This window comes from Nocardia sp. NPDC060249 (assembly GCF_042728755.1).
GTDB lineage: Bacteria > Actinomycetota > Actinomycetes > Mycobacteriales > Mycobacteriaceae > Nocardia.
Genome location: NZ_JBHXAQ010000002.1, coordinates 1,075,623 through 1,097,346, shown reverse-complemented (window position 1 = coordinate 1,097,346; position 21,724 = coordinate 1,075,623). Strand labels below are relative to the sequence as shown.

21 protein-coding genes are annotated in these 21,724 nt (G+C 66.5%); 8 read left to right on the top strand and 13 right to left on the bottom strand.

Annotated elements, in window-relative coordinates; translation table 11 throughout:
* Positions 1 to 195 precede the first annotated feature (195 nt).
* From ACFWFP_RS12730 to ACFWFP_RS12710, 5 genes are read left to right on the top strand one after another with little or no spacing between them, the layout of a single operon-like run.
* Entirely contained in the window at positions 196 to 747 is a 552-nt protein-coding gene (locus ACFWFP_RS12730) for a hypothetical protein (RefSeq protein WP_379294885.1), read from the top strand.
* Entirely contained in the window at positions 744 to 1,682 is a 939-nt protein-coding gene (locus ACFWFP_RS12725) for a hypothetical protein (protein WP_379294884.1), read from the top strand. Before ACFWFP_RS12730 ends, ACFWFP_RS12725 begins: the two co-directional genes overlap by 4 nt.
* A gap of 26 nt (positions 1,683 to 1,708) precedes the next feature.
* Positions 1,709 to 2,977 (top strand): DUF4407 domain-containing protein, encoded by a 1,269-nt coding sequence (locus ACFWFP_RS12720; protein ID WP_379294883.1) that lies wholly within the window; start codon positions 1,709 to 1,711, stop codon positions 2,975 to 2,977.
* Positions 2,978 to 3,016: 39 nt separating this feature from the next.
* On the top strand, positions 3,017 to 3,331 hold the full coding sequence (locus ACFWFP_RS12715) for a hypothetical protein (protein WP_379294882.1): 315 nt from the start codon (positions 3,017 to 3,019) through the stop codon (positions 3,329 to 3,331).
* A 30-nt stretch (positions 3,332 to 3,361) separates the two neighbouring features.
* Positions 3,362 to 3,868, top strand: a complete 507-nt coding sequence (locus ACFWFP_RS12710; protein ID WP_379294881.1) for a hypothetical protein — start codon at positions 3,362 to 3,364, stop codon at positions 3,866 to 3,868.
* Positions 3,869 to 4,103: 235 nt separating this feature from the next.
* Here the strand turns inward: ACFWFP_RS12710 and ACFWFP_RS12705 are convergent, their stop codons facing one another.
* From ACFWFP_RS12705 to ACFWFP_RS12695, 3 genes are read right to left on the bottom strand one after another with little or no spacing between them, the layout of a single operon-like run.
* Complete coding sequence (locus ACFWFP_RS12705) at positions 4,104 to 4,619, bottom strand: nucleotide exchange factor GrpE (RefSeq protein WP_379294880.1); 516 nt, start codon at positions 4,617 to 4,619, stop codon at positions 4,104 to 4,106.
* Positions 4,616 to 6,148 carry an Hsp70 family protein gene (locus ACFWFP_RS12700; RefSeq protein WP_379294879.1) on the bottom strand — a complete coding sequence of 511 codons (1,533 nt, stop codon included), beginning with the start codon at positions 6,146 to 6,148 and terminating at the stop codon, positions 4,616 to 4,618. Before ACFWFP_RS12700 ends, ACFWFP_RS12705 begins: the two co-directional genes overlap by 4 nt.
* Complete coding sequence (locus ACFWFP_RS12695; protein ID WP_379294878.1) at positions 6,145 to 7,242, bottom strand: tetratricopeptide repeat protein; 1,098 nt, start codon at positions 7,240 to 7,242, stop codon at positions 6,145 to 6,147. The genes ACFWFP_RS12700 and ACFWFP_RS12695 overlap by 4 nt, the downstream gene beginning before the upstream one ends.
* 131 nt (positions 7,243 to 7,373) lie before the next feature.
* Here ACFWFP_RS12695 and ACFWFP_RS12690 point away from each other — a divergent pair, with 131 nt between their 5' ends.
* A complete protein-coding gene (locus ACFWFP_RS12690) occupies positions 7,374 to 7,574 on the top strand; it encodes a hypothetical protein (protein ID WP_379294877.1) in 201 nt (66 codons plus the stop codon).
* Positions 7,575 to 7,670: 96 nt separating this feature from the next.
* On the opposite strand, the gene ACFWFP_RS12685 is transcribed toward ACFWFP_RS12690, so the two are convergent.
* Positions 7,671 to 9,998, bottom strand: coding sequence for a tetratricopeptide repeat protein (locus ACFWFP_RS12685; protein WP_379294876.1), 2,328 nt, complete (start codon positions 9,996 to 9,998; stop codon positions 7,671 to 7,673).
* A gap of 164 nt (positions 9,999 to 10,162) precedes the next feature.
* Here ACFWFP_RS12685 and ACFWFP_RS12680 point away from each other — a divergent pair, with 164 nt between their 5' ends.
* On the top strand, positions 10,163 to 10,633 hold the full coding sequence (locus ACFWFP_RS12680) for a hypothetical protein (protein WP_379294875.1): 471 nt from the start codon (positions 10,163 to 10,165) through the stop codon (positions 10,631 to 10,633).
* Between the two features lie 5 nt (positions 10,634 to 10,638).
* Here the strand turns inward: ACFWFP_RS12680 and ACFWFP_RS12675 are convergent, their stop codons facing one another.
* From ACFWFP_RS12675 to ACFWFP_RS12640, 8 genes are read right to left on the bottom strand one after another with little or no spacing between them, the layout of a single operon-like run.
* Positions 10,639 to 11,544 carry a hypothetical protein gene (locus ACFWFP_RS12675; RefSeq protein ID WP_379294874.1) on the bottom strand — a complete coding sequence of 302 codons (906 nt, stop codon included), beginning with the start codon at positions 11,542 to 11,544 and terminating at the stop codon, positions 10,639 to 10,641.
* 20 nt (positions 11,545 to 11,564) lie between these two features.
* Positions 11,565 to 13,298 (bottom strand): serine/threonine-protein kinase, encoded by a 1,734-nt coding sequence (locus ACFWFP_RS12670; RefSeq protein WP_379294873.1) that lies wholly within the window; start codon positions 13,296 to 13,298, stop codon positions 11,565 to 11,567.
* Complete coding sequence (locus ACFWFP_RS12665) at positions 13,286 to 14,092, bottom strand: PP2C family protein-serine/threonine phosphatase (RefSeq protein ID WP_379294872.1); 807 nt, start codon at positions 14,090 to 14,092, stop codon at positions 13,286 to 13,288. Before ACFWFP_RS12665 ends, ACFWFP_RS12670 begins: the two co-directional genes overlap by 13 nt.
* Positions 14,089 to 14,583 (bottom strand): FHA domain-containing protein, encoded by a 495-nt coding sequence (locus ACFWFP_RS12660; protein ID WP_379294871.1) that lies wholly within the window; start codon positions 14,581 to 14,583, stop codon positions 14,089 to 14,091. The genes ACFWFP_RS12665 and ACFWFP_RS12660 overlap by 4 nt, the downstream gene beginning before the upstream one ends.
* On the bottom strand, positions 14,571 to 15,230 hold the full coding sequence (locus tag ACFWFP_RS12655) for a 4Fe-4S cluster-binding domain-containing protein (RefSeq protein WP_379294870.1): 660 nt from the start codon (positions 15,228 to 15,230) through the stop codon (positions 14,571 to 14,573). The genes ACFWFP_RS12660 and ACFWFP_RS12655 overlap by 13 nt, the downstream gene beginning before the upstream one ends.
* Positions 15,227 to 17,059 (bottom strand): AAA family ATPase, encoded by a 1,833-nt coding sequence (locus ACFWFP_RS12650; protein WP_379294869.1) that lies wholly within the window; start codon positions 17,057 to 17,059, stop codon positions 15,227 to 15,229. Before ACFWFP_RS12650 ends, ACFWFP_RS12655 begins: the two co-directional genes overlap by 4 nt.
* On the bottom strand, positions 17,056 to 18,267 hold the full coding sequence (locus ACFWFP_RS12645) for a hypothetical protein (protein ID WP_379294868.1): 1,212 nt from the start codon (positions 18,265 to 18,267) through the stop codon (positions 17,056 to 17,058). The genes ACFWFP_RS12650 and ACFWFP_RS12645 overlap by 4 nt, the downstream gene beginning before the upstream one ends.
* Positions 18,264 to 18,878: a hypothetical protein gene (locus ACFWFP_RS12640; RefSeq protein ID WP_379294867.1), complete on the bottom strand. Its 615-nt coding sequence runs from the start codon at positions 18,876 to 18,878 to the stop codon at positions 18,264 to 18,266. Before ACFWFP_RS12640 ends, ACFWFP_RS12645 begins: the two co-directional genes overlap by 4 nt.
* A gap of 199 nt (positions 18,879 to 19,077) precedes the next feature.
* On the opposite strand from ACFWFP_RS12640, the gene ACFWFP_RS12635 reads away from it, so the two are divergent.
* A complete protein-coding gene (locus ACFWFP_RS12635; protein WP_379294866.1) occupies positions 19,078 to 20,496 on the top strand; it encodes a phenylacetate--CoA ligase family protein in 1,419 nt (472 codons plus the stop codon).
* On the opposite strand, the gene ACFWFP_RS12630 is transcribed toward ACFWFP_RS12635, so the two are convergent.
* Positions 20,483 to 21,715, bottom strand: coding sequence for a TetR/AcrR family transcriptional regulator (locus ACFWFP_RS12630; protein WP_379294865.1), 1,233 nt, complete (start codon positions 21,713 to 21,715; stop codon positions 20,483 to 20,485). The two genes, ACFWFP_RS12635 and ACFWFP_RS12630, sit on opposite strands and share 14 nt — an antisense overlap.
* Between the last annotated feature and the right edge of the window lie 9 nt (positions 21,716 to 21,724).

The window sequence follows — 21,724 nt, the reverse complement described above, 5'->3', positions numbered from 1 at the left end:
AGAGCGAACGGGTTCACACCGACCCCCGATCGCGTCGCCGCACTCAACACCGAACGCGCACAACACGGCAGGCGCGCCAATCTGCTTCTGGCACGAGCGCTGACGCACCGTCAGTATCTGGCGACTCCGGTGTATCCAGCGGGTGCGCACGGCGGGTCCATCGACGCGGCGACTGTCCTGGCCGCATTGCGTCCCTTGGCCGAGATCGTCGCCGATGTCATTGCCGCGCTTGTTGCCCGCGCGAGCCCCTCGCTGCGCCTGGACCTCACCCTCGTCGGCATCAGCGCACTCGGTCCCGTTGTGGATTCGGCCCATCTCGCTGTCGGCGGAAGGCTCGAACAGGCGCGGGTGATCGAAGCGACTGAAGTCGACACCGGGAGAACCCAGATCGCCGCCGGCGCCGTGCGCGTGCTCACCGAGTATCCGCATACGGTCGGCGTGCTCACCCATCGCATCTGCGACGGTCTCCTCACCCAAGTCATCGAATCAGTCCCCGTCGTACCAGCTGAGCAACTGGTCATCGAGTGTCAAGCGCCGCAACGGATTGCACAGATAGTGCGGATCCGAGTGGATAGTGACGGCGGCTGGCTGTCCGTGGACGCGTCGGCTGCTCGGCACTTCCCCGCGGGCCGCTACTGGCTCTCGGTTGATCCGAGTCGCACTGAATGGGGTCGCTTGCGTGTCACGGCGGACTCCGGCGATATCACCGATATACCCATCGAGCCGGAACGGGAGATCGCCGCATGAACGATGAGCAGGCACGCACGATCCTGGGGGATACGCTGGCCGACAACACGATTCCGTTCCCTGGGGTTCGCGCACTAGGGCAGGCGATCGACTGGTCGGCGGTAACCATCGCTGACGCGCTGGCGCATCGAACTCACCACTGCGACAGCGCCGACCAGTCCACCCTCGACCTACTGATAGCCCTTGATGACGCCCTCGACCGGGTAGGTGACCTGACCGATCGCTTACCAGCCCTCGCCTCTGCCGCCATGAGTGGCGCCGAGGTGGCCGAGGTGCTGGCCCGACGCACCGATGAGCTCAGGGCCCGCACCGCCGAACTCGCTACGGCTCGATCCGATTTCGCACGCGTAGCCGAAACCGAGGCCGAATTGATGGCTGCCGGCGCGGAGTACGAACGGATCACAGACCGGATCGCTGAGCTCAACCGCTTGCGCGCGCTTGCCGCTGAACTACCGGCGCTGCGCGAGCAGCAGCAAGCCCTGCTCGGTAAGGAAGCCGACCTGATCGTCGCGACCGACGAGCTCGAGCGGGATCTGGCGAGTACGAGCACGCGTGTGCTCACCCTCGCTCAGGACCAGCAGGCGCGATTGTCCTCGCACCTGGCTGAGCTATTGGCCCAGATCCAGGCTGTCGAGATCGGTAACGCCGCGGCGGCGAACCAATGCGCACAGGCGCGCGCCGAAGCCCAGACCCTGCGCGACGACCACGCCAAACGGGTTGCCGAACTGTCCATCCATGCCGAAATCAGCAAGCAACTACTCGACCAGCTCAGCGGTGTCACCGATACGTCGGCACTTCGGCGAGTCGAAGCACTCGTCACCGAAGCCGGCGACCTGCTGCGCCGCGTCGACAGCGGCCTTGGCGCTGCGCTGCGTCGCTATGACGAATTCCGTGCTCGCGACCACCAGGTGCTGACCTGGGGCGGCCAGGATTGACATGGCGAAAACCGAAAGGAATCACAATGTTCAGCCGTTTTCTCCTGTCGCTGGTCGGCATTCGAGAAGCCATTCTCGAGCAGGCACCGTCGGATCGGGCGCGCTACCTGTCCCTGGGCGCGATCTTGCTCGGCACCGCCACGATCGCCGCAGTCTCGATGACCTTTGCCATACGGATGGCCGCACGGGCACCGCTACCCCTGGCTGTGCTTCTCGGAATCGGCTGGGGTGCTTTCATTCTCGTCTTGGACCGCGCGATGGTCATCGGGATGAGCAAGCAAAGGGGTTGGGTCCGTACTGCGGTGATGGTGGTGCCGCGCGTTGGGCTCGCATTCCTGCTCGGCGTCGTCGTATCGACCCCGATCGTGTTGCAGATCTTCGACCGCGAGATCCAGACCCAGATCAAGGTGGAGCAGGCCGAGAACGAATCCGACTATCAGCGCGACTTGGCCGCCGACCCTGCCTACTTGACGATCCCCGATCTGGAGAAGAAGGTCGCCGAGTTGAGCGCGACCGCATCGCGCGACCCCGCGGTGATCGACCGGAATCCGGCTGTGCAACAGGCGCAGGCCGCCTATGACCAGGCGAGCGCGGAGTTGAGCGAGGCGGTCAAGGACGAAACGTGTGAGCGTGCTGGCTGGAACTGCCCGAACAGCACCGGCGTCGAGGGCATAGGCGAGGCAGCGCGCGCTGCGATGGACGCACGACAGGAGAAGCAGCGGGTCGTCGACCAAAAGCTGGTGATTCTGAACAAGGCGAAAGCCGACGCAAAAGCCGCCGAGAACATCAACGCAGTAGCCGCACAGGCCGAATTGCAACGGGTGCAACCAGAACTCATCCGCCTACGTGAAGCCCGCGACGGCAAAACCGCCGCGTATCGAGTCAAGTCAGCCGACAGCGATGGCCTCGCGGCACGCCTGGACGCTCTTGACGCGCTCAGTGAGACAAGCCCGTCAGTCAACCGCATGCGCTGGGTACTGTGGGCGACGTTCCTCGCTATAGAACTTTTGCCGGTGCTGTTGAAGCTGCTGCAAATGGGTGGCGGGGAAACCTCCTATGAACGGTTGAGCAGATTGTCGGATGAGTCCGACGAGCGCGCCGCGCAGGCCCGCATCGCGCAGGAGGAGAACCGCGTCGCGCTCGAGCGAGAAATGGACGCCGACCGCGAATACCTCGACGCCCGCGACCAACTCAACCGTCGCCGTACCGAAGGGTGGCCGAACCGGCAGCCCGAGGAGGCTGACGACCACGCGGCGAGCGCCCGCGTCGATTCCGACCTGCACAGTGGCCTGTGACCGTGCGCTTTGAACCCGGATGTCGGACAGGAGAACTCGATGAGCATGCTCGCTAAGCAGGTGATCGGCGCGGTTGGGTCGGTCGCGGTCGCCGGCACCGTGAACGTGGCGACGTCGATCCTCACCGAGAGTCGAACTGTCGGGTGGATCGCGTTCGTTGTTGCGTTGCTCATGGCCTGCGTCGCGGTCCAGTTCTGGCTCGGACTGCTGGGGCGGTCGGCGTCGAGCGCGATGGTGGTCGAGGATGTGATCGTCGACGGTTCGATCAACGCGCGAATGACGAACCCCGGAGTCCAGCGGGTGAGTGGCGCCATTGTTGGTCGAGATCTCAACCTCGAGCAGAACGGCAATTGAGGCGTGTGCGCGTTCCGTGAACGGCCAGGCATGCGAGCCGAGATCAGCGGTACCACCGTCGGCGGCGATGTCAATATCAACCAGTATCGCAACGACGTGCATATATACGGCACCTCAGCCGCACCTCAGCCTGCAACCGTCACTGGGTCGTCGCGCTGGCGCGTTCTCGCGTGGACCGTCCTCGGCTGCTGTGTCGGCGCGGTTCCGTTGCAGGCCTGGCTGTTGGCGACATCCTCGCCGGGGACCCTGGGCTACGCGTTGACCCATGTGGTCAACGGTCCTGTCCAGCTCGGATTCCTCGTCCTGTGCGCGGGTGCCCTGATTGCTGATGCGGTGCTCACCCGTAGGTTTCACCAGTTCCCTGGCTGGACCCGTGCCGCGCACATCGCGGCGATCATCGCCGGCCTTGTCGCGCTCGCGCCCTTCCTCGGGGTCGTCCTCGCCATCGTGGTGGTCGTCGCGACGGTGCAGGTGATGCGCTTGCTGATGCGTGCTGGCGATCGCACCACCGAATCGCTGACGCGGTTCTCGAGCTGAGAGGGGGCTACCGAGGTGCAGGGGGCGGACCAGGTGATCGAGGCGGCCTGGCCGTTGGCCGGGCGTGGCGACTTGATGGCCGGGGATGCGTAGATCTCCGGCATCCCAGGACTCGCCGCCGCAGCAGCGTGGGAACCGATTCGCGCGATCACCCTGCCGGCCGTCGTGGTGTTCAGTGTCCAGTTGATCAATCGGTTCTGCGTTCGCCGGACTGCAATGCAGCTTTCTGCCCGATTTACTGATCGGGATCGTTGTCGGGCCGATCATCGGCAGCTGAGTGCGCTACCCGGCGTCCTGGTTGGTATATCGCGTCCACCAGCACTGGACGTACCACCTTCCCCGAATACGTGTAGCCGCGACGGATCAGGGTGTCCACATGGAGTGGACCACCGGGTTCCCCGCTGATCGAACGGATTTCGTGAGTGTCGGGATCGACCGGCTCACCGGGGTGGCCGAAGGGCTGAACGCCGCAGTTTTCCAGGATGGCGTGGAGTTCTTCGATCAGAGAGGTGACGAAGGGGTCGGGGGAGTTCTGTTCGGCGCGGTCGATCAGGCGGGCGAGCTGGAGTACGACCGGTACAAGATACTCCGCGCCGAGGCCCGCTTCAGCGGTGGCGACGCGGAGTTGGAGGGATTCGACGAGTTGGCGGTAGCCGCGGTCGTCGAGGAGGCGGCGTTTGAACAGGTCGGACAGGCCGGCCAATTCCGTTCGGATGCTGTCGAGTTGGTCGGCGACGGTGTTGTCGGTCACGTGATCTTCGCCCAGATCAGTTCGGAACGGCTGGCTTCGACGTCGGTCGCGGTGAGGTTGGCGTCACGGTCGATCTCCATTTCCCCCAGGTTGTTTCCGTCGACCAGATCGACCACCTCGATGTGCAGGGTGCCGTCGAGGTCGCAGGAGAAGACGACGCGGATGGGGGAGCCGGCCGGGCGTTGGGCGAGGGTGAGTTGGGCGGTGCCGAGGATGCGCACGTATTTGGGGTCGACGCCGTCCTCGTCGCCTTCGGTGACCTGGAGAAACAGCGATTTCTGGCGGTCGACAACGGTCGCGAACCAATCGGCGGTGATCTGGCACGGCACGGTCAGGTTCGGCCGCACGACCATCGCGTTGGATGCCACGCCGTGCTCGTTGTCGGCCACCACTCCCAGACCGTGTGACACCACATCGCGAATCGCGACATTCCGGCGCCCGGCCAACGACGGCGCCCGGCCTGCGAACTCCGCGTGCCGAAGTTCGCCGATGATCGCGGCGCCGAGCGCGACCGCCTCGTCGGGGTGGATCGAGACATCGGCGGGCATGCCGGTCACCCGTTCGATGAGGTCGCGCACCATCGGCATGCGAGTCGACCCGCCGACCAGCAGTACCTTGTCGAGGTCGCGGTAGGTGAGCTCGGCCAGCTCCACGGTCTCCTCGACGAGGTACTCGCACCGGGTGAGCAGATGCCGTGACAGTTCGGCGAATTCGGTCCGGGTCAGCTGGAGCTTGGTGGAGTGGTCCTGGTGGGTGATGAAGATCGTGGTCGACTCGGCGGTCGACAGTCGCCGTTTGGCGTCCTCGGCGCGTTCGCGCAGTTGCGCTCCGGCAGTGGAATCCTCCTCGAACCGCGCACCGCCCACACGCTCGAATTCCGCCAGCGCCCAGGTGATGATCGCGTTGTCGAAATCGTAGCCGCCCAGCTGCGGGTCGCCGCCGACCGCGAGAACGTCGAAGGTGTCTTTGCCACAGCGCATTACAGTGACGTCGAGCGTGCCGCCGCCCAGATCGACGACCAAGAGCGTGCCGGTGTAGTCGCGACCGAGCCCGAAGCTTACTGCCGCCGCCGTCGGCTCGTTCACGATGCCGATGACATTGATTCCGGCGATCTCTCCCGCCTGCCGGGTCGCAGTGCGTTGCGCCTCGTCGAAATAGGCGGGCACGGTGATCACCGCGTCGGCGACATATTCGGTGAGTTCGCGTCCCGCATTGGAGACCAGGGATTTCAGGATCAAAGCCGAGATCTCCTCCGGTCGATATTCGCCCTCGGTCGACTCGGGAAAGAAACGATAGTCGGGATTTCCCATCTGCCGCTTGATGAACTGCACGGTATCCAGTGGGAAAGCGCTCAACTGTCGCTTCGCCCTGGTTCCGACGACGATGTCGGAACCGTCGAACAAGACCACCGACGGCGTCAGGCTCCCGCCGTCGCGATTCGGGATTATCTCGGGTATTCCCGCCTGATTTATCGCGGCGACGGCCGAATAGGTGGTGCCGAGATCGATGCCGATGACGCGTGCGCTCATCGCGCCAACTGACTTGCCGCTTTCCAGCGGGGTACCCAGCACGTCTTATAGACGAGAAACCCGATGCCACCGGCCGCCAGGATCAGCAGAAAGCCGACACCGGCTGCACCGGAGCTGAACAGAATGAAGGCCAGAACCACCGCGGCCACGGGAATTCCGACCGCCCGCAGGCTCGAGAAACCGAACAGGCCGGGAACTTGCCAGGTCATCTCCTCCATGCGGTCGAGGTATGCCAGGATGTCGCGCGCGCGATTGGCGATGTCGAAATCATCGCTGGGCAGGCTTTTCGCACGATCGACGAGTTGACGCATGGTGGCGATCTCGGCTTCGGAGGTCGCCGCGTAGGAGTCGTTGCTCTGAACGCGCGGGGTCTGCTCGGCCTTGTCGAGCAGCGCGCTGGCGAGGTAGAACGCGACCAGCGGCACATCGCGATGGGCGGCGTAGACCGGCTCGAGCACCTCGAGCGCCTTGTCGGCGAGGCCGTGTTGCAGGTAGACCCCACCGATCGCGATCTGATAGATGTACTCGTTCGGCGCCAGCCGCGCGGCCGCTTGATAGCTGTTCAGCGCGTCGGACCACTGCTCCATCTGCTCCTGGATGAGCGCGGTCTGGAAGAGGAAATCGGGGTTGTTCGGCGCGATCGTCGTCGCCTGTCTGGCCTCGTAGATCGCGTCCTGCAACTGTCCGAGACCGGCGTTGGCGCGGGCGCGGATGATCCATGCCTCAGGTGAGTTCCCGGCGGTGTGGGTCGCTTCCCTGGCAGCGTAGGAGGCATTGCGATAGTCGCCGCGACCGAGGGCCGCGCGGGCCTGGGCGAGCCAGTCGCCGCCACCGGACACCGCCGCTGGTGCCGCGACGCCACCGGCGGTGAGGTCGCGGTCGTAGGCTTGCCGCTTCGAGGGCTCGAGCAGGATGTCGAACGCCTGACGCAGCAGGCTCGTCTTCGTCTCGGCTTCCTGGCGCGTGCTCTGATCCGCGCTGGCGGTCCGTTTGGTCCAAATGCGGGTCTGGCGTTTGTGGGCATCACGGATGGTGTCTTCCGAGGCATCGCGCGCGACGCCGAGAAGATCGTAATAGTCGACCTGCACGGTCACTGGCTTACTCCAAATCGGTCGCAGAAAGCACCTACTGCCACGAGCTGATCGCCTCAGTAGGAAGAACATCGCACCGGCCGCGATTGCTCCCACTGTGACAGCCTGGATTTGACTCCGCTATCGGTTGTTCGGTGGACAAGCTGACCGTTTCCTGTCGTTCATGGAGCGGACAGACAGGCGTCGGCGAGCTCGATACCATTCTCCGGCAAGGCGAATCGATCACCGAAGGAGAATTGCTGTGGCCGGTCTCAAGTGCAAATGTCACCGCCCGCTGGTGGATTGTCAGGGGTGCAAAGGAAAGGGCGGGATATCCGATTTCGGCAATCGCGTGAATTGCGGCCAGTGCAGTCAAGGTCTGGTCTGCCCGGACCACGGCAAGCACTGGAAGTAGCGGCCTGTCGATGTTGCCCGGCGGACACCGCCGGGCACTACCAGGTGCGCACCTCGTTGGCGGGATCGGTGAGCCCGTAGCGCTGGGCCGCCGCGGCGAAATACGGCGCGAGGGCGAGGCGACCGTCGGGCATGCGCAGTCGCGGCGGTGGCGCCATCGGCAGGGCCGCCCCGGCGACGAGTGTGGCTGCGCCGCCGTGTATTCGGGCCGCGTCCGAGGGGTGCGGAGGCCCGGCGATGTCCAATTCGGCCACGGCGAGACTGGTGGTTCGCAGGAGATCCTTGGACGTGGCGGTGGTGTGGGTGCCGGAGTTCAGGGATACCTCGATGAGGTCGCCGAGCAGCGCCGGGTCAGGGTGTCGCACCGCGAGGGTGAACAGGTGGGCTTGCAGTTGCGTATAGAGCGCTGACCACGAGACCCGGTCGTTTGCGCTGTCGAATTGCAGTCGGATGCTGTTGATGTAGAGGACGGCGGGAAGGGCGAGGTCGATCGCGGTGGAGACCGCCGAGTCGTCTCGGTCGTAGAGCGTGACGGCGACGAAGAAGTCGCCCTTGGCTACTTCGATCAGAGTGCCGATTTCCATGGCGATCGCCCGGCCCGCGGCGAACTCGGCCAGCGCGGTGTCGTGATCGTGGCGCATGGTCGCCAGGAGTCCGCGTCCCCGGTGCACCAGAGCGAGGTTGGCGCGGTAGTCGGGATGGGCGGCGAAATAGCGGCCGGCCTGGTCGAAAGCCGCTGCGCTGGCGTCGAGTTCGCCGATCATGATCAGCGCCATGCCTTCGTTCTGCGTGCAGACCGCGGCTTGGCCGTGGAGTTCGCGGGTGCGCAACTCGTCGGCGGAGCGGCGGTAGATTTGCGCGGCGTCAGCGTATCGACCCTGTTTGAGATACAGGCCCGCGATATTGCCGTCGGCGGCCATGACCCTGTCGGGTAGCTCGGCCGCGATCATGATCGCGCGGGCGCCGCGCAGCGCCAGTTCGGCGTCGGCGAATCGGCCGGTCTCGGTGAAGACCAAGCCGAGGTGCATATCGGTGAAGGCGCGCTGGAGGTCCATACCGTAGGTGGTCGCGATCCGGCGTGCGGAGAACAGTGAATCGGTCGCGTCGGAGTACTCGCCGAGTGAGTACCAGCAGATCCCCTCGCTGTGGTGGCAGAGCATCTCCTTCTGATCGGAACCTATGCGCGAGAAGGTCTCTCGGGCGAGCGATAGTCTCTCCAGCCCGGTTCGATATCTGCCCGTGAGGGTGGCGACGAGGCCGAGGCCATAGTGGCAGTCGGAGATGAACTCCTCGTCTTCGACGTAGGTGCCGATGTCGAGCGCTTCCTCGTAGTGTTCGACAGCGAGCTGGTATCGGGATTGTTCGGTGCGTAGCCCGCCGAGGAAGCGCAACGTCTGCGCGTACCGCGCGGTGCCGACCTCGGTGCCCGAGTTGCGATATCGGTCGGCCGCCCTTGTCAGATCGGCTTCGGCGGTGAGGTAGTCGCCGGTGTTCATGGCGGTTGTCGCGAGATTGACGTCGTACCACAGCGCGTCGTCCGGATCGCCGTACGTGGCGCACAGGTGGCCGCCCTCGCGGTAATTGGCTGCCGCCTCGGCGAATCGGCCGAGATCGTCCATGACCATCCCGATCTTCAGGGCGACCTCGGCGGCGTCCAGTGGTTGGTCGGCACGCAGGAAATCGGTTTTGGCCGATTCGAGGACACGCAGTCCTTCCTCGATGCGCAGCGCGGGTAGCAGCAGGTTGCCCAGCCGCCAATTCGCGTCGGCGGCGCCCGCGTAGTCGGAATGCTCGGTAAGAATGCCCGCCAGTCGGGAGAGATGGGCGGCGGCCTCCAACGGACGATCCAGTTCGGTGAGCAACTCGGCCAACAGATTCAGCGATGCTGCCACACCACCCGCATCGTCGATGGTGTCGAATTTTTGCAGTGCCAGCCGCAACTGGGTCTCGGCGCGGGTGAACTCCTCGACGCCGAGATCGGCGGTGGCCATGCCGAGCAGGCAGTGTGCCGCGGTCTCCGGGTCGATCTCGCCGAGCAAAGCGTGGGCAGTGCTGAAGTGGTGGTGCGCGTCGGCGGCGTCCTCGCGCTCCATGGCGAGGTCGGCCAGCGATTCGTGGCAACGGCCCCGCAGTTCGGCGGCGTCGGCGTCGGCGACGAGTTCGAGCGCGGACTCCAGTGTGATGGTCGACGCATCGAGGTCGCCGTTCTCGTACTGCGCGGTGGCGAGCCAGTAGTAGCAGTCGGCGAGCTCGAATTCGTTGTCGGCCACACGGATAGCCGCCTCGAACTCGGCGATTGCCTCGACGGGAGCGTCGGCCTGCAATGCTTCGAGGCCACGTGACCGATAGACAGATAGCTCACTCATGATCGGCAATTTCCTGTCGGACGAACAGTGGATACCCGGGTGTCGCCGCGGCCATTACCGTCGAATTCGCGAGACACTTTGTCGCCCCGGTGATTCGCGAATAGCTCGAGCATTCTTCGGTGGGGTGTGTGCACGGAAAGTCGACAACATTCATGCAAATATTCGTGTCTCTCATCGTGGTCGCGCTGCTCGGTGGTGCCATCGCCTCCTCCGGCGGGTTCGGGGCGGTGGTCGTGTACGGCCTCGGCGTTCTCGTCGCGCTGCTCGTTGTTTCCCTGGTCTTCAGCGTCGCGGCGAGACGTCAAGCGTCCTACAGTGTTTCGGCGCCGCGCAGCGAGGTGGTCGGATTGGTGTACACCGAATTCAAGAAGGTGGGGTGGAAGGAAGTCAACGGTCGCGGCGAGTTGAACTACCAGTCGCGGGGTCTCGGTGTCGGGGTTCAGGGACGCAAGCATCCGGTGCTGAGCATCGATTTCGAGGATCTGCCCGGTGGTGCCACGCGGGTGGATCTGTGGATGTCGGAATGGGAGTCGGTGCTGGGCATGGTTCCCGCGTGGGACCGGGTGCTGTCCAAGCGCTGGATGCTCGGTCGGCGCCTGTCCAGGGTCTCGTCGGTCTCGAAAATCGCCGGCTGAGTCGGTCATCGCACCTCGAATCGGCCGGCGGCGCTGTCGGCCAGGTTGAACGCAACCGTGCGCCCGCTGGTGGTCGGCAGCTCCACGGTGACATCGGCCGGTTTCATCCGGGTTCGAGCGCCCTGCGCGGTGGTGGCGTAGATCGTGGTGGACCGGTCAGTGGTGAACGGCTCGGACCAGTTGAGGTCGCGCACGGTAATCGACTCGGTGAAATGGTCGTTGTTGTCGAGGTCGAAGGAGCCGACGCGCTCCCACCCGCGATACACACTCACCTGATTGCACTCGCTGACGCGCGGCGTACCTTTGGTCTGGCCGAGGTGGATCTGCCACAGCTCGTTCTGCCACAGCTCGGTCTCGGCTTCGATCTCCCAGCTGGCGCAGTCGACGAAGCGTGCGGCGAACGGGAAGGCCGACTCACGCAGCGACGTGACCGTCTTGCTTTCGGCCTCGTTCCACCACGACAGCGTCGTCGGCAGGAGCACGACCAAGGTCAATGCCGCGATCACCCCGCCGATGATCATCTCCCGCTGCCGGAATTCTCGTGGTCGCACCAGCAGGAACACCGCGAGCAGGGCACCGATCGCGGTGACGCCGCCGAGATAATCGGCCAAGAAGTGATCGGCCAGGCCCCGTGCCTCTTCGTCGAAGACCCGCGAATCCGGTGCCAGCAGAAAGGTCTTCCGAAGCGCGAAGTGTCCGAGTAGGTAGGGGCCGAGCACGGTGATGCACGCCAGGCCGGCCGATCCCAGCGCGATGTAGTCGTTGTCGCGGCGCGGTTGAGCGAGTCTGCGGCGCTCCTGCACGCGTTGCAGTCGTTCGCGCTCCTCGGTGGCGTCGCGCTGTTCCTCGGCCTGTCTGGCCTGCGTCAGAGCGGTGCCGAGCACTGATTCCAACAGGATCGACTGGGCCACCTGTCTGTTCGATGGAGGAGTCATCGCAGACCGGCCCGCAGTGCCGCGAACCAGCTGACCTCGCCCGCGCCCGCGGCGGCGGGATCGGCCAACTGACGTTGGATCTGGTCGATATAGGTCTCGACCAGTGGCGCATCCGAAGCGGCCAGCAGCAGCCCGCGTGCCATGATCTGTTCCCGGCCCGCGGCATCGAGAGGCACGCTGTGCTGCAGGGCCAGTTCGTGCGCGCAGGAGACGATGTCGTGCCAGTTGCTGTCGATCATCGTGTACCCTCCGCGCGCGGGTGCGGTTGCCAGGCAGGACAGCAGTTCGTGCTGGTAGAGCGCCGCACGAATGGTTGTATCTGTGGTGGCGGCGAGTGCGCGTAGGTCGGCGGGGGTGTGCACCGAGGCGCCGCGATAGGCGAGTGCGAGCTCGGGTGCCAGGCGTGCGACGAAGTAGGTGACCAGCTCGTCGGGGCCCCATTTCTCGCCGTGGGTGGTGAGTTCGGGGTAGCGCTCGCCGGTGTTGGCCTCGGTGGTGAGCCAGGTGACGAGCCGTTTGCGACCCGGTCCGGTCAGAGCGCGGGCGGCATTGCCGGGATTGCGGGCCATCGCCTGCCCGAGTTCGAGCGCGTCGAAGAATTCGCCGACGCCGGGGATGGGGAACGATGTCCGCGCTCGCGTCGGGCCCGGCGCGCTCACGGCGGTCGGTGTTGCGGGCTCGTCGGCGATGCTGCGAAAGATCTGTGGGGTGTCACCGCGCAGCCAGGCCGCCACCTCCTCGCCACCCCAACGGTGGGTGGTGTCGCGGGTGAGCAGCCCGGCCAACAGGTGTTGCCAGCGTGCGGTTTTCGGGCCGAGGTCCGACAGCGCGCCGAGGCCGGCCAGGGACACATCTCGGGCGAGCAGTTCGGACTGGATGGTGTAGTCGTCGAGCCAGACCATCGCCCTGCTGCCCGGATCCCATCGCTGGAAGTAGGAGCGCCCGACAATGACCTGGTACATCACCATGCCAAGGCTCCACCAATCGGCAGCTGGTGTCTTGAACCTCAGCAGTTCCGGGGCGTTGTAGGCGATGGTGCCCTGGCCGAGGTTGGTGAGCTTGCTGCGGGCGCCGAGGTCGGCGGCGAGCCCGAAATCGGCGAGCACGAGATCGATCGGAGATCGTGTGCGCAACAGGATGTTCGGCGGTTTGAGATCGCTGTGGACCAGCCGGTCGGCAGGTCCGATGCCTTGGAATCCGGCCAGTGCCGCGCTGAGCTGACGAAGGACGGTGGTCGCCAGCTCGTGACCCGCACGCCCCACGATCAGGGATTCGAGCGTGCCGGGGCAGTACTCCATGACCTCGTAGTGGACCGAATTCTCGGTGCCGCGCTCGGCGACCTGCACGGTGTTGGTCGGTGCGAAGTTGCTCGCGTACAGAGGATCGTCGAAGGCCAGGGTGTAGGTGGGTGGGCGCCAGTAGAGCTTGATCGCCACCGACTCGCCCGCCGCATTCACGCAATGGGTCACGGAGGCTTCGCGGCCCGCGCCGAGGAAGCCGACGCGGGTGAAGCGGGCGGCGAGATCGGCGGGCATTTCCCGTTCGTCGCGGTCCAGCGGCGTCGCACCGCTGTCGTCGGGAACGGGGTCGAGGATGGTTCGCGGGGCGGTGCCGGTCGGGTTGTCGAGGGTGGTGCGTGGCGCGCGGGTGCCGGTGTGCCGTTCGGGATGGTGGTAGGAGATGCGGGGGGCGTCGTTGTCGTCGGGGTCGATGGTGGTCAGTGCGGCCACGGGGCACCTCCTGGTGGCTGGGCGGGCAGCCGGTCGAGCGCGGGCGAATGGGGCAGGTAGGTCGGTTCCACGGCACTGACCTGCAAGATCGTGATGTTGTCCCCGCCGCCGCCGCGCAGGGCCAGGTCACGCAGCCGTGCCGGAACACCGGGTTCGGCGGCCAGCAGCACGTGTTCGATCTCGCTCTGTGCGGCGTAGTCGTCGAGGCCGTCGGTGCACAACAGCAGGCCGAGGTCGGTGGGAAGCGGGCAGTCGAAGAAGTCGGGCTCGAGGATCACGCGGACTCCGCCGCCCAACGCCTGCATCAGTGTGTTGCCGCCGATACGCCGGTGATCAACGCTGAGCTGCGCAAGGTAGTGGTCCTCGAGTCGGTAGCACCGGGAGTCGCCGACATTGAACACGATCGCGTGCCCGTCGGGGCTGATCGCGACACCGACCACCGTGCACCCCATCCCGGCCAGTTCGGTCTGCTCGAGCGAGCGGTCGTTGAGCGCGTCGGAGGTGAGCTGGATCCGGGTCCGTAACGCGGCGGTGAGCTCAGCGACGCTCTCACCGCGCACCGCACCGGGCGCGGTGAGCAATTCGCAGGCCATACGACTTGCCTGCGCACCACCGGCGTGACCACCCATGCCGTCGCAGACCACGACGAGCGTCGGTTCGCTGATCGTCAATTCGGTACTCAGAGAACCCGATTCGCTGCCCGAGAACGACCAGCCAGCCCATCCGAGACTGTCCTCGTTGTGTGCGCGCACGTTCCCGCGGTGGGTGATCGCGGTGATAGCGACGGTGATCATCGGTCCCACCGGATGGTGAGGTGCACATCGGCCGCCAGTCGCAGCCGCTGACCGGGCTTGATCTCGTATTCGGTGTCGTCGGGGATGCGGTGGTCGTTGATGAATGTCCCGTTGGCGGAAGCGGTGTCGGTGATGAGGAGTCGGCCGTCGCGGTACAGCAACGTGCCATGGAACCGGGACACATTGGTGTGGTCCCGGAAAGCGTCTGCCGTGGGGTAACTCTCGTCGCGTCCGAGGGCGAGCGGCTTGCCGGATTCGAGGCGAAATATCGTCCCGCCGGCGATCAGCTCGATCGCGGCGCCCGACTCGGTGACGGGATCGAGCTGAGTGCGCGGTGTGTCACCAGGTGGTGGCGGCGGAGGCGGCGGGGGCGGCGCGATGGTCGTGATCTCCCACAGGTCCGTGCCGTCGTCCGGGCACTGTGCGAGGGCCATTCGGTTCCAGGTCTTTCCGCACCGGCAGCGGACCGGGTCGGTACTCACATCAGCCATGACGTCCTCTTCGTCTCGATGCCTCGTTCGGCCATGCGGGTGCGCAGGGCGGCCAGATCGCCGGGCAGCGGGATGCCGACGGTCCAGATGACACCGCGATCGACTGCCACGGAAAGGTGTTTTCGTTGCGGGCCGTATTCGCTTTCCAACGAGACGAGCGGGTATCGGCGCGCGCCGAGTTCGCTGAAGATCCGCACGATCTGATTGCGGGAGCCGCGCAGCGCGCATTCGTCGGCACGGTCGAGCAGGAACGGTTCGCTCACCAGCACATCGACAAACTCCGCGAGCCAACCGAATTCGCGTTCCAGCTGCGTGGTGTCGCGGCCGGAGTACAGCAGCACGTCGATGTCACGTTCGCCACGCCAGGCGCGGATGCCGGTAAGCATCGCGGCCAGAGCCTCGGGTTGATCGGTCGGCTCGCCACCGGAGACGGTGATGCCGTCGAGCTGATCGGCCGGCAGAGTGGCGAGCCAATCGAGGACATCGGAGATCGCACAGGCCCGATCCGGGTCGAATGGCCAGGTGTCGCGGGCGATGCAGCCACGGCAGTACACCGTGCATCCCTGGAACCAGATGCCCGCGCGCACACCGAATCCCAGATTGCGCACCGGGTGGTGCAGGCGCGAGAGCAGCATCGTCTCGGTCATGCCAGCGTCACCGCCCAGCCGTCCTCGATGTCCTCGATCCCGGCGACGGTGACCGTGCCGCCGTCGGGTTGCTTCTCGAACAGTGCCCTGGCGAGGGGGTTGACGAGCATCGACTCGACGGTCGAACCGACCCCGCGTCCACCGAAATCCAGCCTCTCGACCGCCGCCCGGTGCAGTCGATCCAGGGCGAGCTTGCCCACCTCGACGCTGAATCCGGTGGCCGAAAGCACGCGTGCGCAGACGTTTTCGACGAAGATGTCGACCAGTTCGCGGGCGGTGGTCTCGTCGATGAAGTCGAATACCACGATGTTGTCGCCGATCCGGTTGAGCAGTTCCGGTCGGCCGATCTCCTTGGTGAAGTGTTCGCCGACCGCCGCGCGGATGGTCTGCTCGACCTCGCGGTAGGGGGTGCCGCGCGTCACCACCGGCACCCGCGCCCCCCGTTCGTCGGTGCGGTACACCCCCAGATTGGAGGTGAACACCAGCAGCGTTTCGGAGAAGAACACCGTCGACCCAGTACCGTCTGTGAGCCTGCCGTCTTCCAGGATCTGCAGGAACTTGTCGAGGATGCGGGGATGGGCCTTCTCGACCTCGTCGAACAGGGCGAGCTGGAAGGGCTGCTGGCGGATCGCATTGGTGAGCTCGCCCCCGGCGTTGTGTCCGGTGTACCCGGGTGGCGCGCCGATCAGGCGGGCTTCGGCGTGTTCGGCGGAGAACTCGCTCATGTCGAAGCGGATGAAGGCGTCGTCGCGGCCGAAGACCAGTTCGGCGAGGGACTTGGCCAGCTCGGTCTTGCCCACACCAGTCGGCCCAGCGAAGAACAGCACACCCTGCGGCCGCGCCGAACTGCTGGTGGTCTGCGCCCCGGACAGGCCCAACGCCGAGCGGATGAGAATGTCGATGGACTTGCGGATGGCGGCCTGCTGACCCTTCACCTTCGCGGTGAGCAGGGTCGGCCCCTGCTGGATCCGCGCGCGCAGCGCCGAGTCCTGCCACGGGTTGTCGGGGATGCCGACCCGGAAGGTTCGAATAGCATCGTCGATCTCGGCGGCCGGGATGCGTCGGTCGATCGCGAGTCGGTTGATCTCACGGATGGAGCGCAGGGTCAGGCCGTTGGTGCGGGCGGCGTACCGGGCGACGATGGCGTCGAATTCTGTTGGGCGCGTATTCCGGTCGGGGATCTCTGGCAGAGAACCGGCCAGCATCGCTGCCAGCGTGAGACGTTGGCGCAGTCCCGGCGCGGGAATGGACACCACCCTCGCCAGCTCGCCGCCGGTCAACCAGTGCGGCAGATCGCCTTCGCGGTCGAGCAGCCAGATCACGGTGTTGTACAGGGCTGTTCGGTGCGGGCCCGGCACGTCGACGCGCTTGGCCGTCACCATCAGTTTGTGCGCGGTGATCAGGGTCCGGTGCAGCGACTCGTCGCTGAAATCGACACTCGGAGACAGCCGCGACGCACCGTCGATGACGAGGCAGCACGGTTGGGGCGAGCCGACGACACCTTGCAGCAGGGCGGGGAGATAGTCGAGCAGGTTCGCGTCCGCCCCGCCGCGCGCGGCATCGACCAGCTTCGCCGCGACACCGTCGGCGTCGAGGGCCGCGCGCGCCCCGTCGACTGGGTCGGCGACCACGACCCTGGCGTGTCCGGCGAGGGCGAGCACATGCAGCAGCGCATCGACCACCGACAGCATGCGCGGCATCGGTGCGGGCGGGATCGGCACCAGCACGATGTCGCGCAGGTTGCCGGTGATCAGTAGCTGCGGGTTGGCGGCCAGCGCCACATCGACCTCGCGAAGCCACGCGGGCAGCTCGACGGCCTCGGTGCTCACGGCGCGCTCCTCTCGGTCGTAGTCGAGCGGCGCTTGGCGGTCCGAGCGGCGGTCGGGGCGGTCGAGACGGCGCGTTCGAAGAGCGGTAGGGCGGCGATTCCGGCCGGTGCGCGGCGGATGCGGCCTGGCGTGACGCCGCGGGTTCGCAGCGCGGCGGCGATCTGGTCGATGTCTTCGCAGAGCGCCCGGTCTTGGGTCCGGTCGTCGTCGGGTCGCGTATCGGGGCTGGTCCGGACGGTGCGCAGGGAGATCTCGTTGTCGACCACCTGCGCAAGCACCGAATGTTGTGCGGCGCCGGGACGGTTGACCAGGACCGATCCGGGAGTGACCACCGTGACGGGGTCGACGGTGTAGCCGAGGTCGGTGAGTGCGGCGGTCACCGCGTCGAGTACGAAAGCGGTCTCGGGTTCCGGTCGTTCGGCGGCACGGGCGCGATCGGCGAGGGTCGTGGCCTGGTCGAGCAGCGCGGCGGCGGTGCTCGGGTCCGGGGCGGTCTCGGCGCGGTCGAGCAGGTCGGTGATCGGGCCGGGAACGCGCAGATCCGCTGTGTCCGAGCGGAGTTCGGCGATGGCGGTGCGGTGGGCGCGGGCCGCCTCGGTCGCCAGATTCGCGGTGCGGACGCGCCTGCTCAGGTCGCTGGTGAGCAACCTGGCGCGGGCCGGGTCGGTGGTGCGCAGGATCTCCGCACCGGCGGCCAGGAGCGCCGAATCGGGTTCGAGCAGGCCGGCCAGCAGCTGCTCGACCCGCTCGCTACGCGCCTTCGCCACCTCGCCGGAACGATCCGGTGCCGACTCCCGCGACATTGCGCCCGAGACTTCGCGACGCGCCGAATCGACCGCAGCCGCTTCACGATGAGCCAAATCAGCCAGCGCCACGGACAATTCGGCATCGACCTCGGCCCGCCGACGCGTCTGCGACCATGCAGCCAACTTCCCGACCGCGGCGACGAGCTCGGCCTCCAACGCCGCACACGCCGCATCGATGGCCCGGACGTCCAGGCCAGGATCCGCGCCTGCGGTGACAACGAATTCGGCGGCCCCGGAACTCACACAGTGCTGCTCGTGTACCCGTACTCGCGCGGTCACCCGCCGCCAGCGCGACCGAGCCGCGTCCAGTTCGGCCCGCTCTCGCGCGGCTCGCGCCGACGCCGCAGCCGCACTGTCGATCGCCGCCCCGACCAGGTCGAAGGTGATGAAACTTGAACTCATCGCACTCCCTGCTCTTGTTGCCGGCGCCGGTACAGCCCGTAGCCGAGGTGCGCGAGGACCGCGAACAGCGGCGGCCACCACCAACTGGCCGCCGACCCCGATCCGGCGATCGCCTGATAGGCCAATAGCAGCAGCCCGACACCGAATCCGACCATCGCCGGAATCGATGTGACCTCCTCGTCCCTGGGGTAGGGGAATACGAAGCCGAGCGCGGCCAGGCAGACGACCATGCCGAGCAGCAGTTTCCACAGCAGTCCGTACAACGTGCCCGGCCCGCTGCCCGCCGTGGCACCGGTGTCCCCGGACAGGAACACCACCTCGGTGATGTTGTCGCTGAAGATCGACAGGATCGACCCGATCACCGGGGTGAGCACCCACACCGGCACCGATAGCGCGAGCAGTCCACCCGCGCTCGACAAGATCCGGCGCCGCAGGTCCCGATGCTCCTGGGCCATCTGCTGGCGCCTCTCGGCGAGTTCGCGCTCTGCCCGCTCTGCCTGCTCGGCAAGTGCCAGCAGTCGTCGGGTCTCGGCCTCTGCGGCGAGCACCAGTGCGCGAGTCGCAACGACCTCGAGTAGCACGATCCTGGCGAGATAGTCGTTGGTTCGCATGGGTTTCACCGCCGATGCAGGTCATGGGTAGGCGACGGGGCGCCGCCACGACCCGCGTGCGTCGACCTTGCCACGGGCCTGAGCCCCTGTCTGTCGGGTGAACAGCCGACACCGACGCCGACACGGCGCGAAATCCGGGGGATCGGTGTCGATTCCGCGAGGGGCAGCACGGCCGCTCGCGGATCGACGAGGAGTCGCGATGATTTCCACTCAGACCCGGCCAGGATTCGCCCAGGCTCTGCGAGTATTCCGGCAGGCGGCCCACACGGTGCCCGCCTACGCAAAGTTCTTGTGTGACAACGGCATCGATGCCGATGCGGTGCGTACCCCCGCCGATTTCGCCGAGGTTCCCCCGGTCACGAAGGACAACTACATCCGCGCCTACCCACCGCACGAGCTGATCACCGGCGGGGTGATCACCGGTGCGGGCACGTGGTCATCGAGTTCGGGTTCCTCCGGCGCGCCCACGTTCTGGGCGCGCGACGAGCTCTCCCACGAGCACGGCGTCGACCTGCACGCCCGGATCCTGCGCGGCTTTCTGGCCTCGACCGCGCCGACGCTGGTCGTGGTCGGTTTCTCGATGGGCGACTGGATCGGCGGCACCTACACCTTCCGTTCGGTCGCCGACCTGCATCGCCGCGACCTGCGGGTTTCGGTGGCGACCCCCGGCATGGACATCGATCTGATCCGCGCCGATATCGCTGCCCTCGGCCCCTATTACCGCCAGATCGTCCTCGCGGGCTACCCGCCCTTCGTGCGCGACGTCCTCGATCGAGCCCCCGCCGCCGTGCTCGACCAGGACATCAAGGTCCTGATGGCGGGGGAGGCCATCAGCGAGCCGTGGCGTGACAACTTGCTGTCGCTGCTCGGCAAACCGGACCGCCCCGAGGACACCTGCCTGATCTACGGCGCCGCCGACGCGGGCATGTTCGGCCACGAGACGGTGAGCTCGATCACGACCCGCCGACTCGCCCAGCACGACAGCACTTTTCGCGATGCGCTGTTCGGTGCCGATCCGGTGCTGCCGACCTTCGTCGAATACGACCCCGCCTACCGCTACGTCGAGACCGACGACCATGGCCGGCTGCTGTGCACCGTCGCCAACGCGATGCCGTTGGTGCGCTACCGGATCAACGACGTCGGTTCGGTCCATACGTCGGCCGAAGTGGGCCAGGCGCTGCGCGCGGCCGGACACCGGACTCAGATCCGAACCACCACGCCCACAGCCGGTTTCATCGCCCTGCGGGGCCGCCCCGATGTGGCCGTGAGCTTCTACTCGGTGAAGTTTCCGCCCGAGACCGTCCGCGCAGCGCTCACCGATCCGCGGCTCGGCGGCGAACTCACCGGCAAATTCGTCCTCGACAAGGACCTCGATCCCACCGGCTCCGACCGGCTCCGGTTGCTCGTCGAACAGCGCCCCGGCCGCACCCGCGACGAAGTCTTCGCCGAGAAGGTCGGCGCAGTGTTCGTGGACACCCTCACCGAGGCGAGCCGCGAATACCGTGACCTGCGTAGTCGCATCGGCACGCGCGCCGAACCCCTGGTCGAGATCCGGCCCTTCGGCAGCACCGAATTCCGGTATGGGATCAAGCACGACGGGCGGATCAGCGGGGCGTAGGCGAGTCCCGAAGCAGGCCGTGCAGCAGTAGGTCGACGATGAACGCGGTGTTTTCCTCGGGCAGGTGGCCCCGGCGGGTGAAGCACCGGTGCAGTTGGATATTGGTGATCGTGGCGGCCAGCTCGTCGGGTGGGGCGAGCTCGGCCAGCACGCCCTTGCGCTGGGCCGTGGCGATCACCGGCGCGATGATGGCAGGTAGATCGACCTTCTCGCGCAACGAGAGCAGCCCGTCGGGTTCCCCACGCGAGTCGTGAGCCAGCGCCACCAGCAGCGCGTCCATGAACGCGGTCTCACGCGCGGTCAGCTGGGCCAGTCGCAGGAGATGGTTGCCGAGGATCGTGAGTTCGTCCCGATCGAGCTTGGTATCGTCGGCCACCGCCTCGGCCAGCTCGGTGACGTGCTTGCGCAGTGCACCGATGATCAGGTGCGGCTTGTTCGGGAACAGGGTGCGTACCGTGCCGATCGACACGCCCGCCCGCTCACCGATGGCCTGCATCGACGCGTCGAAATACCCACGGGCATCGAACTCCTCGCGTGCGGCCCCGAGTATCGCCGCACGCAGATCGCGGGGTAGCCCCGCGGTGTCCGCGGTGGGGTAGTAGGTGGTGAGCACGTCGTCGATGTGCTCGTGCCGATCCGGCTTCGCGATTGCGCCGTTGAGCAGCGCGACGATCGTGTCGGCGACCAGATTCGCGGTGACGGTGCTCGGATCGCCGTCGGTTCGCAACCGAAATCCGTCCACCAGTGCGGTGAGCGCGACGGCGAGAGACCTGGTGGTGAAGGGCGAGCGCAGTGAGGCGCCCGACCGGGTGAACGCGACATCGACACTGGCGACGGCGAGTTCGTCGCGCCGATGGAAGTGCGAGGCGACCGCGCGCGCGGTGCGCGGATCGCCGGTCGCGAACAGGTGGGACAGCAGGTTCTTGGTCAGGGTGGTGCGATCGGTGAGGACGTCGAAATAGTGTTCGGTGAGCGCGCGCACCACCGCTCGACCGACATTGGCATGCGCGGCGACCCGCTCAGCGACTGTCTCGCGAACGGCCTCGACGGTGCAGTCGGCGGGGGCCTGCATTTCGTCGAGCACGGCGAGCAGAAACGCGTTCTTGGTGGCGAATCGGCGATAGAACGTGGCCTGTGAGACACCGGCGGCGTTGATCACGTCCTCGCTGCGGAAGCCACGCAAAAGGATCTGCTCCGGGTGATCGACCAGCGCGCGCAAACCCTCGCG